Here is a 13,183-nt window from a genome sequence, read left to right on the forward strand (position 1 = left end):
TACGGGCACAGTCCGGCCTGCGGACGGTGCCCCCGGGGAATGGTGTCAGATCAACGGTGGAGCATGGGCTGCTGCCCCGGCGCTCGACCCCCGAAACCCGGACCCCGGCACGAATCCCGCCGTCCCAGGCGGGCGGCAGGACTCGGATCGCCCATCAAGCGGTGGCGACCGCACCCAACCCTACCGGCCCCTATGTACGAGGGTCAGTGCTCAGGTGACTCAACAGGCGCCGAAGTGACCAGTTCTGTCAGAACGCCATGGCAGTCCTTGGGATGCAGGAACGTGATCCGGGACCCCATGGAGCCGCGCCGGGGCTCGTCGTAGAGGACCCGGACGCCCTTCTGGCGGATGTCCGCCGCGTCGGCGTCGACGTCCGCGGTGCCGAAAGCGATGTGATGTACGCCCTCCCCGTTCTTCGCGAGCCACTTGCCGACCGGGGAGTCCTCGCGGACCGGCTCCAGGAGCTGGAGGTAGGAGGCGCCGCCGTCCGAGGTCTCGTTGATCTTGAGCATGGCCTCGCGGACGCCCTGTTCCTCGTTGACCTCGGTGTGGAACACCTCGAAGCCGTAGGTGGCCCGGTAGAACTCGACCGTTGCGTCAAGGTCATGACAGGCGATTCCGATGTGGTCGATACGCGTCAGCATGGTTTCAGTGGAGCGGCACCGCGGTGGTTACGCAACGTGCGCGCGATCACACCGACGGCCCGATGACGCCGTGGAGTACCGCTCAGTACGCTCGAAGTAAACCCTCGTTCACTCCTCGGCTGTGCAGGCCGGTAAGGGGATCGCAGCTCATGTCTTCTGGAACTTCCGGTACGACCGGCTCGGTGATCGTCGCGGGCGCGCGCACGCCCATGGGGCGGCTGCTGGGCTCGCTGAAGTCCTTCTCCGGAGCCGACCTCGGCGGCTTCGCGATCAAGGCCGCCCTGGACCGCGCGGGGATCGGCGGCGACCAGGTGCAGTACGTGATCATGGGCCAGGTGCTCCAGGCCGGTGCCGGGCAGATCCCGGCCCGGCAGGCCGCCGTCAAGGCCGGTATCCCGATGTCCGTCCCGGCGCTCACCCTCAACAAGGTCTGCCTCTCCGGGCTCGACGCCATCGCCCTCGCCGACCAGCTGATCCGGGCGGGCGAGTTCGAGGTGATCGTCGCCGGTGGGCAGGAGTCCATGACCAACGCCCCGCATCTGCTCCCCAAGTCCCGCGAGGGCTACAAGTACGGGGCGATCGAGATGCTCGACGCCATGGCGTACGACGGGCTGACCGACCCCTGGGAGAACATCCCCATGGGCGAGTCCACCGAGAAGCACAACACCCGCCTCGGCCTCGGCCGCGCCGAGCAGGACCAGATCGCCGCCCTCAGCCACCAGCGGGCCGCCGCCGCCCAGAAGAACGGCATCTTCGAGGCGGAGATCACGCCCGTGGAGATCCCGCAGCGCAAGGGCGACCCGGTGCTCTTCAGCAAGGACGAGGGCATCCGCGCCGACACCACCGTCGAGACCCTCGCCAAGCTGCGGCCCGCCTTCACCAAGGACGGCACGATCACCGCGGGCACCGCCTCGCAGATCTCCGACGGTGCCGCCGCCGTCGTCGTGATGAGCAAGGCGAAGGCGCTGGAGCTGGGTCTGGACTGGATCGCCGAGATCGGCGCCCACGGCAATGTGGCCGGACCCGACAACTCGCTCCAGTCCCAGCCGTCCAACGCCATCGCGCACGCCCTGAAGAAGGAGGGCATCGGCGTGGAGGACCTCGACCTCATCGAGATCAACGAGGCGTTCGCCGCGGTCGCCGTCCAGTCAATGAACGACCTCGGGGTGTCCTCGGAAAAGGTGAATGTCAACGGTGGTGCCATCGCGCTGGGCCACCCCATCGGCATGTCCGGCGCCCGGCTGGTGCTGCATCTCGCGCTGGAGCTGAAGCGGCGCGGCGGCGGGATCGGCGCGGCGGCGCTGTGCGGCGGCGGCGGTCAGGGGGACGCGCTGATCGTGCGGGTGGCCAAGCCCTGACGACCGGGTACGTCTCGACCGGGTCGTCTCAACCGGGTACGTCTCGACCGGGTACGTCTCGACCGGGTCGTCTCAACCGGGTACGTCTCATACGGCGTACTGCGTACAGTGCGTACATTCCTCTGGCGGACGGAGCCGTGATGCAGGACGTCGCCACCCTGGTGGCCCAGGCGCGGGAAGGGCGGCCCCGTGCCGTCGCCCGGCTGATCTCCCTGGTGGAGGGGGCGTCCCCGCAGCTCCGCGAGGTCATGGCGGCGCTCGCCCCGCTCACCGGCGGGGCGTACGTCGTCGGGATCACCGGATCGCCCGGGGTCGGCAAGTCGACCTCCACGTCGGCGCTGGTCACGGTGTTCCGGAAGCAGGGCAGACGGGTCGGGGTGCTCGCCGTCGACCCGTCCTCGCCGTTCTCCGGCGGGGCGCTGCTCGGCGACCGCATCCGGATGTCCGACCACGTCTCCGACCCGGGCGTCTACATCCGCTCCATGGCCACCCGCGGTCACCTCGGGGGGCTCGCCTGGGCCGCGCCGCAGGCCATCCGGGTGCTCGACGCGGCGGGCTGCGACGTGATCCTGGTCGAGACCGTCGGGGTCGGGCAGTCGGAGGTGGAGATCGCCGCGCAGGCCGACACCTCGGTGGTGCTGCTGGCGCCCGGGATGGGGGACGGCATCCAGGCGGCCAAGGCCGGAATCCTGGAGATCGGCGATGTGTACGTGGTGAACAAGGCCGACCGGGACGGGGCGGACGCGACCGCGCGCGAGCTGAACCACATGCTGGGGCTCGGGGAGGCCCGGGGGCCGGGCGACTGGCGTCCGCCGATCGTGAAGACGGTCGCCGCGCGGGCCGAGGGCGTCGAGGAGGTCGTCGAGGCGCTGGAGAAGCACCGGGCCTGGATGGAGGAGCGGGGGGTTCTGGTGGCTCGGCGGCGGGCTCGCGCGGCTCGGGAGGTCGAGACGATCGCCGTCACGGCGTTGCGTGAGCGGATGGCCGATCTTCGGGGGGATCGGCGGTTGGGGGCGTTGGCGGAGCGGGTCGTCGCGGGGGAGGTGGATGTGTACGGGGCGGCGGATGAGTTGGTGCGGGGGGTTTCGGGGGGGTGAGGTTTGCCCACCCACCCGCCCGTGCGGGCCTGCTGCCGAGGCGCCCTCTCCTCGTGGCGCAGCGTGTTGCCGGGTATCCGGCGTTGCCCTTGTGTTTTCCCGCCCACCCGCCCGTGCGGCCCCTCTGGTGAGGGTTCCCTCGCCGCGTCGGTGCCGCCGCCCCTGTCCGGTCCCCGGCGTCAGTCCTGCTTTCCCACCCACCCGCCCGTGCGGGGTTGTCGGAGGGGTGGGGGTGGAGGGGGGTCAGTCGTCGTTGTCTCCCGCCTTGTCGTCGTCCTTCGCGTCGTCGTCGTTCTTGTCGTCGGCCGTCCTGCCGTCGTCGTCGGCCTCAGCGGTGTCGTCGCTGGCGTCGTCACCCGCCTCGTCCCTGGTGTCGTCCCCGGCCTTGTCCCCCGTGTCGTCACCCGACTCGTTCCCGGCGGCGTCCCGAGTCTCGTCCCGGGTGTCGTCACCGGTCTGGGTCAGCGCTGCCGTCGTCGGGTTCACGTGCCAGTCGGATTCCTTGGTGCCGGTCTTGTCGGTCACCTCGACCTCCCAGCCCGTCGCGCGGTCGTCGTCGTCCGCCAGGTCGACGGAGGTGACGAAGCCCTTGGCCGACGCCGCGGTGGCCGCTTCCGCCGCGGTCACCTTCAGGTCGCCGGGCGCGTCATCGTCGTCGTCCGTGTCCTCGCGGGAGTCCGTGACCTTCGCCGTCGCCGGGTCGATGTGGACCGTGTAGGACTTGCCGCCCGTCCCGAGGATGTCGACCTCCCAGTGCAGGCCCGCCGGGGCGTCGTCGTCGTCCGAGTCGAGGTCGGCCGAGACCGCCGTCCCCGGGTGCTCCTTCAGCGCCGCCTCGATCGCCTGGGCCGCCGTGACCTTTGCGGCGGCGATCGCCTTGGCGTCGTCGTCGCCGTTGTCGTCGCGGTCGTCTCGGTCGTCGCGGTCGTCCTGCTCCGCCGGGGGCAGCGTCACCGTCGAGGCCGCCGACGTCGAGGAGGTCGGGGGCGGTGAGGTGGCGCCGGACGAGGCGAACGCCAGTGTCGTTCCGCCGCCCACGACCGCCGTCGCGGTGATCGCGGCGATGAGGATGTTGCGCTTCATGGGTTCCTCCCCGTAGCTGGTGTCGGTGCGGTCCGTCGCTGTCCGACGTCCACCAAGGTGCCTGGAACCACCTGAAGCCACGCTGAAGGCACCTGAAGATCACTTCAGCTTCGGTTTGGGACCCTGTGACGTATGCGGCTGCTGATCGTGGAGGACGAGAAACGCCTCGCGCTGTCCCTGGCCAAGGGCCTGACGGCGGAGGGCTACGCCGTGGACGTGGTCCACGACGGTCTGGAGGGCCTGCACCGGGCCACGGAGACCCCGTACGACCTGATCGTGCTGGACATCATGCTGCCGGGGATGAACGGCTACCGGGTGTGCGCCACCCTGCGGGCCGCCGGTCATGACGTACCGATCCTGATGCTGACCGCGAAGGACGGGGAGTACGACGAGGCGGAAGGGCTGGACACCGGGGCCGACGACTATCTGACCAAGCCGTTCTCGTATGTCGTGCTCGTCGCGCGGGTGCGGGCGCTGCTGCGGCGGCACGGGCAGGGGAAGGGGTCCTCGCCGGTGCATGTCGTCGGGGGGCTGACCATCGACCTCGGGGCGCGGCGGGTGGTGCGCGGGGAGGGCGAGGACGAGATCGCGCTCACCGCCAAGGAGTTCGCCGTGCTGGAGCAGCTCGTGCTGCGCCGGGGCGAGGTGGTGTCCAAGGCGGAGATCCTGGAGCACGTGTGGGACTTCGCCTACGAGGGCGATCCCAACATCGTGGAGGTCTACGTCAGCGCGCTGCGCCGCAAGCTCGGCGCCCGGCTGATCCGGACCGTGCGCGGCGCCGGGTACCGGTTGGAGGCGCCGCGGTGAGCCGGCTGTTCGCCTCCGTACGGGCCCGTGCCACGCTCGGCGCCACCCTGGTGGTCGCGGTCGCGCTGGCCGCCGCCGGGGCCGCCGTCCTGTTCTCGCTGTACGCCAATCTGACCAACCAGGCGGGTGCGGACGCCGAGCGCGCCGCCCGCGAGGTCGCCGCCGAGCTGTCGGGCGGCGTGCCCTACCAGGACCTCACCCTCGACGACACCGACCGGCCCACCCAGGTGCTGGCCGAGGACGGGACGCTGGTCGTGGCGAGCGAGGGGCTGGAGCGGATCAGCGGGACGGCCAGCGATCAGGTGCGGCCCGCGCCGTCCGGTACGCCCGCCCCGCCGCCCCCAGGCGACGACGACGATGACGAAGCCGACGACACCGCGGGGGACGCCTCGGGGGACGACGACGGCTCCGGTGGCGTTCTCGGGCCGGGGGACATCGGTGACGACGCCCCGCTGAGCAACGGGTCCGCGACCATCGACGGGCAGGAGGGGGACTACCGGTTCGCCGAGGTCGAGGTGGCCGTGCCCGGCCAGGGCACCTACACCGTCTTCGCGGGCGCCCCGCTGGCCGCCGAGCAGAACGCCGTGGACACCGCGCTGAAGGTGATGCTGATCGGCTTCCCGCTGCTGCTGGGCATCGTCGCCGGGGTGACCTGGCTGGTGACCCGGCGGGCGCTCCGGCCGGTCGAGGGCATCCGGCGGGAGATGGCCGAGATCACCGCCTCGGAGGATCTGACCCGGCGGGTGCCGGAGCCGGGGACCCATGACGAGATCGCCCGGCTGGCCCGCACCACCAATGAGACGCTGGCCGCGCTGGAGGCGTCCGTGGAGCGTCAGCGGCGGTTCGTCGCCGACGCCTCGCACGAGCTGCGCAGCCCGATCGCCTCGCTCCGCACCCAGCTGGAGGTGGGCGCCGCCCATCCGGAGCTGCTGGATGTGCCGGGCGCGGTCGAGGACACCGTACGGCTCCAGCATCTGGCCGCCGATCTGCTGCTGCTCGCCCGGCTGGACGCGGGGGAGCGGCCGATGGACGCGCGGGTGGAGCTGGCGGCGCTGGCCGAGGAGGTCGCGGCGGGGCGGGACGGTGTGCGGGTGACGGCCGAGGGGCCGGTGGAGGTCGCCGGGTCGCGGGGGCAGCTGGAGCGGGTCCTCGCCAATCTGCTGGACAACGCGCGGCGGCACGCGCGCAGCGAGGTGACCGTCTCGGTGCGCCAGGAGGGCGGCCGGGCGGTGGTGGAGGTCGCCGACGACGGCGACGGGGTGCCGGAGGCCGACCGGGAACGGATCTTCGAACGGTTCGTACGGCTCGACGACGCCCGCAGCCGGGACGACGGCGGGGCCGGGCTCGGGCTGGCCATCGCCCGTGATGTCGCCGTGCGCCATGGCGGCACGCTCACGGTGGGGACGGGTCCGGCGGGCGGAGCGCTGTTCGCACTCCGCCTGCCGCTCGGCGGGGAGCGGTAGTGGCCGGGCCGGTGCCCTGGGAGGGCCCGGCCACCTTCCGCCGAGGTCGCGCTGGTCGGTTACTTCGCGCTGGTTGTGCTGGTCATGCTGGTCGCTCAGGCGATGCTGGTCGCTCGGGTCATGCGGGTCGTGCGGGTCGTGCAGGTCATGCAGGTCGCGTGGGTCACGGGCGTCCGCGCTGGCCGCGCAGGTGCTCCGCGATCGGCTTGAGGGCCTTGTCCAGCTCGGTCAGTGCCTCGGGGGCCAGCAGATCGATGAAGTGCTTGCGCACGGAGGAGACATGGTGCGGTGCGACCTTCCGCATCGTCTCCAGGCCGTGCTCGGTGAGGACCGCGTACAGGCCGCGGCGGTCGGACTCGCAGTTCTCCCGGCGCACCAGCTGGGCGTTCTCCATCCGCGTGATCTGGTGCGAGAGGCGGCTCTTGGACTGGAGCGTGGCGGAGGCGAGATCGCTCATCCGCATCCGCAGGTCCTCGGATTCGGAGAGATTCACCAGGATCTCGTAGTCGTTCATCGTCAGGCCGAACGGGTGCAGGTCCTTCTCCAGCTGGTACGCCAACAGCTTGTTGACCTCCAGATGGGTGCGCCAGGCGCACTGCTCCGTATCGGTCAGCCAGCGCGTGGCCGTCTCGGTCTCCATGAATGAAGTCTACCTAAAAGGTTGAAAGGCGAACTAGTGAGGGTGGTGTGACAGTGCGCACGCGTTCGAAGTCACACTCCGCAGACTACCGCTCACAGCCCGAAGCGACGCTGGAGGTCTCCCAGCTGTCCGGGAAGGCGCGGTGTGCCGCCTTGCGGTCCATGCCCGCCGGGCACTCCGCCGCCGGGCACCCCCGCCTGATGCGGCACCGTCCCGGTGGTCTGCTCGGCCATCAGCGCCTCGGAGGACTGGAGCAGGACCGTCCCGGCGCCGACGAACTCGAACTGGTGCTCCTCTCCGGAGGCCCCGCCGAGGCCCGTCATCGCCCGTAGGCCGCCCATCAGGCCCGTCATGTACCCATGGTCGTAGTGGTGGCAGGGCGAGGGGCAGTCGGCCCAGCCGACGAGGGCCTGCGGGTCGACCCGGATCGGGGGCTCCATGAAGACCACCGGCCCGTTCGAGGCCGCCACGAACTTTCCGGTTCCGATGAGGGTGAGGAAGCCCGGCACGATCGACTGCTTGAGCGCGAGAGTTGGCTGAAAAGCGAGCAGGTTGCCGGAGCGAATGGTCAGGTTGCCTTGATCGAGATCGAATGAATTGACGTCGAAGGCCCGGTCGGCGAGGAGCATCTTCCCATTTCCCTCCGCCACCACCCAGTCCGAGGCGTGCAGAGGCGAATGGAACGAGGTCCGGACAAGTCGGTCGAGTCGGCCGTGCCCGATCCCGTTGAACTCGATCGAGCCGTAGTACGAGATCATCTTCCCCTTCTGCAGAAACCACTGGGAGCCCTTCAGCTCCACGCAGAAGGTGTACGCGTTCACGTTGTCGTCGGTCGGCAGGGTCATCGGGTCGTGCACGACGGGACCCGCAGCCGGGTAGGCGGTCACAGCTTCTCCTCCGATGCCTGCACATACACCGCGCCGTTGCCGCTCAGCTCCAGCTGGAACCCCTCGCCGGAGCCACGGCCCACCATGTCCCGCCAGCCGAGGGCGGTGGACAGCTTGTTGCGCACGTCCCCGTGGTGGGCGACGTACGCCTGGGGGTCCACATGCACCGGGCGCTGGGGGGTGATCGGGATCTCGAACACCCCGCCGTGCGCCATCACGGCGACCGCGCCATGACCGGTCAGGGTCGTGGTGAACAGGCCCTGGCCGCTGATCTGGCCGCGCACCATGCCCATCACCCCGCCCTGCGAGCCCAGGAACAGCGTGCCCTGCTGGAGCGTGCCCTCGAAGGCGAGCAGCCGGTCGGCCTCCACGCACAGGGTGTCGCCCGCCAGGTTGATCACCTGGATGTGATGGCCGCCGTGCCCGAACAGGACCGTGCCACTGCCCTCCACGGTCATCAGCGGGGTGTCCTCGTTGGCCACCCGGCGGCCGATCATCGACATCACCCCGCCCTGGCCGCCCGCCATGTTGGGCGTGAAGCTCACCTCGCCCCGGTAGGCGAGCATCGCGCCGCGCTGGCTGAACAGCCGCTGCCCCGGCGCGACCGTCGCCTCGACCATCTTGGAGTTGATCTCCCGGAAGCCCATCACACATCCCCCGCGATCGTGTTCCGCTCGCTGGGCTGGACGTAGACCACGCCGTCGCCCTCGAAGCGGATCTGGAACGCCTCGCCGCCGCCTTCGCCGAGCAGGGTGCGGAATGTCACACCGGACTGGAAGGACTGCCGGAGATTCCCCTGGTGCGCCACATAGGCGCCCGGGTCGACGGTCAGCGGATACTGCGGGGTCACCCGCAGCAGCACCGCCGGACCGTCCGACATGATCGCCGCCTGGCCGGTGCCCTCCACGGTCGTGGTGAACAGTCCGTTGCCCTGGGTCGCGCCGCGCAGGCCGGTGAACTGCGTGCCCGTGCGCAGCCCGCCGTCGGTCGCCAGCAGATTGCTGGACTCCACATACAGTGTCTCCCCCCGCAGACCGACGAGACTGATCTCGGAGGCGCGGTCCGCGAACCAGCACATGCCCTGGCCGCGCACCTCCATCACGGTCATCTGCTCACCGGTGAGCCGGCGGGTGACCATCCCACGGATGCCCTCACCGCCACCGCTGAGCTTCTTGAAGGCCATCTGGCCGTCGTACGCGACCATCGAACCGTTCTTCGCCTTCACGGCGTCCCCGGTCATCTCGACGGCCAGCACCTTGCTGCCTTGAAGTCGAAACATCGCCACGCACCGGAAGGTACGCCCAGCGGAGCCCCCGCGAACAGGGCCCCAGGGTGGAGAAGCACCCTGAAACCCTCCCCTAGGGAGTGCCAGGCCCCCCGGCCGCCTCCGGACCACCGCTCACGTTCGCCGTCAGCCGCCGCAGCAACTGCTTCGCCGCCGCGTCCTGTTCCGGGGTCAGCGCCATCGCCGCGCCCATGTCCAGCGGGACGGTCCGGGCCTTCTCGCGCAGCTCCCGGCCCGCGGATGTGAGACGGATCTCCACCGAGCGCTCATCGTCCGCGCGGCGCTCCCGGCGGACCAGACCGTGCGCCTCCAGCCGCTTCAGCAGCGGGGAGAGCGTGCTCGACTCCAGCTGGAGGGCGGCGCCCAGGTCCCGGACCGCCACCGCGTCGCGCTCCCAGAGGACGAGCATCGTTAGGTACTGGGGGTACGTCAGCCCGAGCGCCTCCAGCAGCGGGCGGTACCGCGCGGTCACCGCGCGCTGGGCGGCGTAGAGGGCGAAGCAGAGCTGGTCGTCGAGGAGGAGGGAGGGGGGCTGGGGGGAGGGCTGGGGCCGGGCAGGGGTGGGGGCGGGGGGCTGCGGGGGTCGTACGGCCTCGGGCGCGGTCTCGCCGGTCATGGTGCCCCCCTCGTGCTTCTCGCCGGTCATGGCGCTCCCCTCGTGCTTCTCGCCGGTCATGGTGTCCCCCTCGTGCTTCTCGCTGGTCACGGCGTCCTCCTCGGCGGCCTGCGGCCCTTGAGTCTCCGTCGATCTCGATTTTATCGTGCTCGAATAAGTTGCGCACGATTTAGTTGCGCGATACCTTCATGAGGTGCCGCCCCCACCCGGGCGACGGACAGCAGGTCCGGCCCACGGCACCGATCCGAGGAGTTCGTCATGACCGACACCACCGCGCCCCGTCCGGTCGTCCTGGAGCCCGCCGCCAAGGCGCTCGCGGAGGCCACCGGCGCCTCGCCGTTCCTCTTCCAGCTTCCGCCGGCCGACGGCCGCAAGGCGGTCGACGAGATCCAGTCGGGTGACATCGCCAAGCCCGAGGTGGACGAGGAGTGGGTCACGGTCCAGGGCGGCCCCACCGGCAGCGTCCAGGCACGGATCGTCAAGCCGAAGGGCGCCACGGGCCCGCTGCCCGTGATCCTCTACATCCACGGCGCCGGCTGGGTCTTCGGCAATGCCCACACCCATGACCGGCTGGTCCGTGAACTGGCGGTCGGCGCCCGCGCGGCCGTGGTCTTCCCCGAGTACGACCGCTCGCCCGAGGTCCGCTACCCGGTCGCCATCGAGCAGAACTGGACGGTCGCCCGCTGGGTCGTCACCGACGGCGCCACCAAAGGCCTGGACGGCGGGCGGATCGCGGTCGCCGGGGACTCCGTCGGCGGCAACATGAGCGCCGCGCTCACCCTGATGGCCAAGGAGCGGGGCGGGCTCGACCTGGTCCAGCAGGTGCTGTTCTACCCGGTGACCGACGCGAGCTTCGACACGCCGTCCTACCACCAGTTCGCCGAGGGCTACTACCTGCGCCGGGACGGTATGCGGTGGTTCTGGGACCAGTACACGACCGACGAGTCCCAGCGCGCCGAGATCACCGCCTCCCCGCTGCGGGCCTCCCTCGAACAACTCGCCGGACTGCCGCCGGCCCTCGTCATCACCGCCGACTCCGACGTCCTGCGCGACGAGGGCGAGGCGTACGCCGACAAGCTCCGCGCGGCCGGGGTTCCGGTGACCGCGGTCCGCTACCAGGGGGTCATCCATGACTTCGTGATGCTCGACGCGCTGCGGGGGACGCAGGCCGCGGAGGCGGCGATCACGCAGGCGGTGGGGGTGCTGCGGAGGGCGCTCGGTACGGAGTGAACTGACCCGGCCGACCGTGGCGCCCCGCGCCCGCGCACCGACGGCGCCCCCGATGTCGGCGTCCCGCGCGGACCGCGATTCGACCCCGTGACCCGGCCGCCTGCCCATGCCGCCCCGAGTGCCCTGTGCCCGGGGCGGCATCATGGGCGGGGCGCGGCACGGCACGGCACCATGGCCCCGCCCCGATGTGCCCGAGTCCGCCCCTGATCCGCCCGGCACCGGTCCGCCCGAGTCTGCCCCAGTCCGCCCCTATTCCGTCCGGCGCGGATCCGCCCCGCCCCGAACCCCCCGGCCCCGATCCACCCCGCACCCACCCGCCCCGCCCCGACAGGAGCCCCGCCCGATGTCCCACCGTCCCCGCCCCGCCCTGCCCCGCGCGCTGACGGTGCTGACGCTGTGCGGGGCACTGGCCCTCGGCGGCTGTTCCGGCTCCGGCGGTAATCCGGACACGGCGGACGGCGACGGTCCCGCCCCGACCGGCGAGGTCGTCCTGCCCACCCCCGGCATGTCCTTCGACTACCAGATCGGCGGCGCCTACCCGCCCCCCGAGGGCGTCCGCGCGGTCTCCCGCGACCGGGGCGCCAAGCCCGCCCCCGGCCTCTACAACCTCTGTTACGTCAACGCCTTCCAGGCCCAGCCCGACGCCACCGGCTGGTGGGAGGAGCACCACCCCGACCTCCTGCTGCGCGACGGGGGCCGGGACGGCGGCCTCGTCGTCGACCAGGACTGGGACGAGGCCCTCCTCGACATCTCCACCCCCGCCAAGCGCGAACGCCTCGCGGAGGTCGTCGGGGCGTGGATCGACGGCTGCGCCGACGCCGGTTTCCAGGCCGTGGAGGCGGACAACCTCGACTCCCACCTCCGCTCCGCGGGACTGCTCACCGCCGCCGACGACCTGGCCTTCGCCGCGCTGCTGGTCGAGCGGGCGCACACGGCCGGTCTTGCCATCGGTCAGAAGAACGCCGCCGACCTGGCGGGCAAGGGCCGCGCCCTCGGCTTCGACTTCGCCGTCGCCGAGGAGTGCGGCCAGTACGACGAGTGCGGCTCCTATGCGACGGCGTACGACGACCGGGTCTTCGACATCGAGTACGAGCGGGCCGGTCTCGCCGCGGCCTGCCGGGACTGGGGCGACCGGCTCTCCGTGGTCCTCCGGGACGTGGACGTGACGCCCGAAGGCGCCCCCGGCCATGAGCGGCGCACCTGCTGAGCGGCCCGGGGCGGGCCCGGACCACCGCCCCCCGTCCGGACCCCGCGCGGGCGCCTGCCACAATGGTGACCGTTTGTGCTTCCGTTCACAAAGCTGCGTGAAGCCGCCGGTCCGCAGGGGACCGGCACCGGATACCCCCGACACACCGAAGGTGACCCGTGGACATCAAGACCGCCGGCGCGCTGCGCCGCCTCCGCCTGGTCTCGGCCCCCGAGGCCATCTCGTTCCTCGTCCTGCTGGTCTGCTCCGTGCTCAAGCGGACCACCGACTTCGACGCGGTGCCCGTGATGGGCCCGGTCCACGGCGTCCTGTTCATCCTGTACGTGATCTTCTGGGCCGACGCCTGGAACAAGACCAAGTGGCCGCTCGGCCGGGCCGCCCTGTACTTCGCCCTCTCCGTGCTGCCGGCCGGTGGCTTCTTCGCCGAGCGGATGCTCAAGCGGGAGGCCGAGGACGCGGTGATCGCCTCGCGCGCCCGTAAGGAAGGGGTCGTGAACGCGTGATCGTCGCCTTCTCCGTGACACCGCTGGGTGTCGGCGAGGACGTGGGGGAGTACGTCGCCGACGCCGTGCGGGTGGTGCGTGCATCCGGGCTGCCGAACCGTACCGACGCCATGTTCACCTCGGTCGAGGGGGAGTGGGACGAGGTCATGGATGTGGTCAAGCGGGCCGTGGCCGCCGTCGAGGAGCGTGCGCCCCGGGTCTCCCTGGTCCTCAAGGCGGACATCCGGCCCGGTGTGACCGACGGTCTCACCTCCAAGGTGGAGACGGTCGAACGGCACCTCTCGGAGGGGCGGTCCCCTTAGTCCGGTCTCCGCGTTCCGTTCGTTCGCTGAAAAGAAGCCCCGGCCCCAAGGGTCGGGGTTT

The 13,183-nt window shown here is 71.3% G+C and carries 15 protein-coding genes; 8 read left to right on the top strand and 7 right to left on the bottom strand.

Going from position 1 to position 13,183, the window contains the following annotated elements:
* Positions 1-203 precede the first annotated feature (203 nt).
* Positions 204-644, bottom strand: coding sequence for a methylmalonyl-CoA epimerase (mce, locus tag AB0D49_RS15120; RefSeq protein WP_362756725.1), 441 nt, complete (start codon positions 642-644; stop codon positions 204-206).
* 149 nt (positions 645-793) lie between these two features.
* On the opposite strand from mce, the gene AB0D49_RS15125 reads away from it, so the two are divergent.
* The gene (locus AB0D49_RS15125) at positions 794-2,002 is read left to right on the top strand and encodes an acetyl-CoA C-acetyltransferase (protein WP_362756729.1); all 1,209 of its coding nucleotides are present in this window, start codon (positions 794-796) and stop codon (positions 2,000-2,002) included.
* 140 nt (positions 2,003-2,142) lie between these two features.
* Entirely contained in the window at positions 2,143-3,099 is a 957-nt protein-coding gene (gene meaB, locus AB0D49_RS15130) for a methylmalonyl Co-A mutase-associated GTPase MeaB (RefSeq protein WP_362756732.1), read from the top strand.
* 243 nt (positions 3,100-3,342) lie between these two features.
* Here meaB and AB0D49_RS15135 read toward each other — a convergent pair whose 3' ends face one another.
* On the bottom strand, positions 3,343-4,182 hold the full coding sequence (locus AB0D49_RS15135; protein ID WP_362756737.1) for a PepSY domain-containing protein: 840 nt from the start codon (positions 4,180-4,182) through the stop codon (positions 3,343-3,345).
* A gap of 132 nt (positions 4,183-4,314) precedes the next feature.
* Here AB0D49_RS15135 and AB0D49_RS15140 point away from each other — a divergent pair, with 132 nt between their 5' ends.
* Together AB0D49_RS15140 and AB0D49_RS15145 are read left to right on the top strand one after the other, a co-directional pair.
* Positions 4,315-4,989: a response regulator transcription factor gene (locus AB0D49_RS15140; RefSeq protein ID WP_362756740.1), complete on the top strand. Its 675-nt coding sequence runs from the start codon at positions 4,315-4,317 to the stop codon at positions 4,987-4,989.
* Positions 4,986-6,452: a HAMP domain-containing sensor histidine kinase gene (locus AB0D49_RS15145; RefSeq protein WP_362756743.1), complete on the top strand. Its 1,467-nt coding sequence runs from the start codon at positions 4,986-4,988 to the stop codon at positions 6,450-6,452. Before AB0D49_RS15140 ends, AB0D49_RS15145 begins: the two co-directional genes overlap by 4 nt.
* A gap of 163 nt (positions 6,453-6,615) precedes the next feature.
* On the opposite strand, the gene AB0D49_RS15150 is transcribed toward AB0D49_RS15145, so the two are convergent.
* The 5 genes from AB0D49_RS15150 to AB0D49_RS15170 form a co-directional block, all read right to left on the bottom strand.
* Positions 6,616-7,092, bottom strand: coding sequence for a MarR family transcriptional regulator (locus AB0D49_RS15150; protein ID WP_362756746.1), 477 nt, complete (start codon positions 7,090-7,092; stop codon positions 6,616-6,618).
* A gap of 92 nt (positions 7,093-7,184) precedes the next feature.
* Positions 7,185-7,979 carry an AIM24 family protein gene (locus tag AB0D49_RS15155; protein ID WP_362756749.1) on the bottom strand — a complete coding sequence of 265 codons (795 nt, stop codon included), beginning with the start codon at positions 7,977-7,979 and terminating at the stop codon, positions 7,185-7,187.
* Positions 7,976-8,626, bottom strand: coding sequence for an AIM24 family protein (locus AB0D49_RS15160; RefSeq protein ID WP_362756752.1), 651 nt, complete (start codon positions 8,624-8,626; stop codon positions 7,976-7,978). Before AB0D49_RS15160 ends, AB0D49_RS15155 begins: the two co-directional genes overlap by 4 nt.
* Positions 8,626-9,258 (bottom strand): AIM24 family protein, encoded by a 633-nt coding sequence (locus AB0D49_RS15165; protein WP_362756929.1) that lies wholly within the window; start codon positions 9,256-9,258, stop codon positions 8,626-8,628. The genes AB0D49_RS15160 and AB0D49_RS15165 overlap by 1 nt, the downstream gene beginning before the upstream one ends.
* Before the next feature lie 79 nt (positions 9,259-9,337).
* A complete protein-coding gene (locus AB0D49_RS15170) occupies positions 9,338-9,880 on the bottom strand; it encodes a MarR family transcriptional regulator (protein ID WP_362756932.1) in 543 nt (180 codons plus the stop codon).
* A 258-nt stretch (positions 9,881-10,138) separates the two neighbouring features.
* Between AB0D49_RS15170 and AB0D49_RS15175 the strand changes: the two genes are divergently transcribed.
* The 4 genes from AB0D49_RS15175 (at position 10,139) to AB0D49_RS15190 (ending at position 13,122) form a co-directional block, all read left to right on the top strand.
* Positions 10,139-11,110: an alpha/beta hydrolase gene (locus tag AB0D49_RS15175; RefSeq protein ID WP_362756755.1), complete on the top strand. Its 972-nt coding sequence runs from the start codon at positions 10,139-10,141 to the stop codon at positions 11,108-11,110.
* Positions 11,111-11,453: 343 nt separating this feature from the next.
* A complete protein-coding gene (locus AB0D49_RS15180; protein WP_362756758.1) occupies positions 11,454-12,317 on the top strand; it encodes an endo alpha-1,4 polygalactosaminidase in 864 nt (287 codons plus the stop codon).
* Between the two features lie 158 nt (positions 12,318-12,475).
* Entirely contained in the window at positions 12,476-12,820 is a 345-nt protein-coding gene (locus tag AB0D49_RS15185) for a DUF3817 domain-containing protein (protein WP_362756761.1), read from the top strand.
* The gene (locus tag AB0D49_RS15190; protein WP_362756764.1) at positions 12,817-13,122 is read left to right on the top strand and encodes an MTH1187 family thiamine-binding protein; all 306 of its coding nucleotides are present in this window, start codon (positions 12,817-12,819) and stop codon (positions 13,120-13,122) included. Before AB0D49_RS15185 ends, AB0D49_RS15190 begins: the two co-directional genes overlap by 4 nt.
* The last annotated feature ends 61 nt before the right edge of the window (positions 13,123-13,183 follow it).

This window comes from Streptomyces sp. NPDC048290, assembly GCF_040652095.1.
In the GTDB taxonomy this organism is placed as follows: Bacteria; Actinomycetota; Actinomycetes; order Streptomycetales; family Streptomycetaceae; genus Streptomyces.

What these genes read in the sequence shown, in the direction of transcription:
- mce (WP_362756725.1), bottom strand. Translation starts at nt 644, where the DNA reads ATGCTGACGCGTATCGACCACATCGGAATCGCCTGTCATGACCTTGAC.
- AB0D49_RS15125 (WP_362756729.1), top strand. Translation starts at nt 794, where the DNA reads ATGTCTTCTGGAACTTCCGGTACGACCGGCTCGGTGATCGTCGCGGGC.
- meaB (WP_362756732.1), top strand. Translation starts at nt 2,143, where the DNA reads ATGCAGGACGTCGCCACCCTGGTGGCCCAGGCGCGGGAAGGGCGGCCC.
- AB0D49_RS15135 (WP_362756737.1), bottom strand. Translation starts at nt 4,182, where the DNA reads ATGAAGCGCAACATCCTCATCGCCGCGATCACCGCGACGGCGGTCGTG.
- AB0D49_RS15140 (WP_362756740.1), top strand. Translation starts at nt 4,315, where the DNA reads ATGCGGCTGCTGATCGTGGAGGACGAGAAACGCCTCGCGCTGTCCCTG.
- AB0D49_RS15150 (WP_362756746.1), bottom strand. Translation starts at nt 7,092, where the DNA reads ATGGAGACCGAGACGGCCACGCGCTGGCTGACCGATACGGAGCAGTGC.
- AB0D49_RS15160 (WP_362756752.1), bottom strand. Translation starts at nt 8,626, where the DNA reads ATGGGCTTCCGGGAGATCAACTCCAAGATGGTCGAGGCGACGGTCGCG.
- AB0D49_RS15165 (WP_362756929.1), bottom strand. Translation starts at nt 9,258, where the DNA reads ATGTTTCGACTTCAAGGCAGCAAGGTGCTGGCCGTCGAGATGACCGGG.
- AB0D49_RS15170 (WP_362756932.1), bottom strand. Translation starts at nt 9,880, where the DNA reads ATGACCGGCGAGACCGCGCCCGAGGCCGTACGACCCCCGCAGCCCCCC.
- AB0D49_RS15175 (WP_362756755.1), top strand. Translation starts at nt 10,139, where the DNA reads ATGACCGACACCACCGCGCCCCGTCCGGTCGTCCTGGAGCCCGCCGCC.
- AB0D49_RS15180 (WP_362756758.1), top strand. Translation starts at nt 11,454, where the DNA reads ATGTCCCACCGTCCCCGCCCCGCCCTGCCCCGCGCGCTGACGGTGCTG.